The sequence below is a fragment of the Bradyrhizobium sp. PRIMUS42 genome (assembly GCF_023006515.1).
Taxonomy (GTDB): domain Bacteria; phylum Pseudomonadota; class Alphaproteobacteria; order Rhizobiales; family Xanthobacteraceae; genus Bradyrhizobium.
Window position 1 is genome coordinate 1 of record NZ_JALBGZ010001055.1, and the last position, 1,571, is coordinate 1,571.

A 1,571-nucleotide genomic window follows, 5' to 3' on the forward strand; every position below is an offset into this window, starting at 1 on the left:
CCGACGGGGCGCGGACGCGGCAAGGGATTCGACAGCGGCACGGGGGACGGCGCGGGAAGATTGATCACCGTGCCAAACATCGGCGCGGGATGCCGGCCGGTCTGGAGGAACAGCGCATTGGCAACGATCGCACCGATCGCAGCGACGGCAACGAGGCCAGCCAGCGTGTCCTTGGGGCTGTGCAGCAGCACGCGCATGACGAGATTGCGCTCGGTATCGACATCGACCACCGCGGCTTTGGCGCCACGGCGGCGGGGAGCGGCTTCGTCCTTGGCAGACTTCTTAGGCACTTTTCTTCACCAGAGCGGGTTGGTCCTGAGTTTGGTCATGCGACTCTTGGCGCAGCACCGGCGTTAGCGTCGCGATGTTGCTCTCGGCCGGCTTGATTTGCGGCGGCGTGTAGACGAGCGGCAGCTTGACGGTGACGGCGGTGCCCTCCCCGAGCTTGCTTTGTACCGTCAATTCGCCGAGATGCAACGCCACGAGGCTCTTGACGATCGACAATCCGAGGCCGGTGCCTTCGTGACGGCGCTGGTAGGTCTTGCCCGCCTGGAAGAACGGCGCGCCGATGCGCTTGAGATCATCAGGCGCGATGCCGACGCCGGTGTCGCTGACGCGCAGCGTCAGCTGCGATCCGGTCACCGCAGCGGAAACGGAAACCTGGCCACCGCGCTCGGTGAACTTGATGGCGTTGGCGACGAGATTGAGCACGATCTGCTTGAAGGAGCGCGGATCGCCGGTCATGACGGGCAGGTCCTGCGGCGCGTCGGTGATGAGGTCGATGCCGTTCTCCCGCGCCTTCAGCGCCAGCAGATTGCAGCAATGCATGAGCGAGGCGCGCGGCGCGAACGGCTCGGACGCGATCTCGAAATTGCCCGATTCCATCTTCGACATGTCCAGGATGCCGTTGACGACCGACAGCAGATGCTGGCCGGAATCGTTGATGAGCTGGGCATATTCCTTGCGCTGGGCCGCACCCAGCATCAAGGTCTGCTCCTGCGCGATCATCTCGGAGAAGCCGATGATGGCGTTGAGCGGCGTCCGCAGCTCGTGGCTCATGGTGGCGAGGAAGCGCGTCTTGGCGGCATCGGCCGCTTCAGCGGCACTGCGCGCCTGATCCAGCGCCTGCTCGGAAAGCTTGTGACCGGTGACGTCGCGCATCACGGCGACGACCTCGGCCTCGCGTGTGACCTCGCTATGAGGATTTTTGCCCATATCCTGGTCGAGGGGGCGGCAGCGCATCTCGACCCAGAGAAAATCGATCTGACCGCGCTCCGAACCATCCAACTCACGCCGCAGCCGGAACTCGACGCTGCGCACCTCGCCACGCGCGGCATCGGACAGCGCCGTGAGATAGGCCGGGCGATCCGCGACATGGACGCGGTCGAACAGGCCATGACCGAGCAGTTGCGCCACCGGCATGCCGAGCATGGCCTCCGCCGCCGGCGAGATGAACTGCACCGCGCCGTTGCGCTGATGCCGCGAGACGACGTCGCTCATGTTGCGCGCGAGCAGGCGATAACGCTCCTCTTCGCGCGACAGCAGCGCGACGCTGGTGCGCGCGAGCGATT

General features: G+C 65.6%; 1 protein-coding gene and 1 pseudogene. Both read right to left on the reverse strand.

Going from position 1 to position 1,571, the window contains the following annotated elements; translation table 11 throughout:
- Positions 1-290 (reverse strand): annotated as a pseudogene (locus MOV75_RS37440) (peptidoglycan-binding protein); the annotation flags it as partial.
- On the reverse strand, positions 283-1,571 hold a 1,289-nt coding region (locus MOV75_RS37445), incomplete at its 5' end, for a PAS domain-containing sensor histidine kinase (RefSeq protein ID WP_247007919.1). The gene MOV75_RS37445 and the pseudogene MOV75_RS37440, both read right to left, overlap by 8 nt.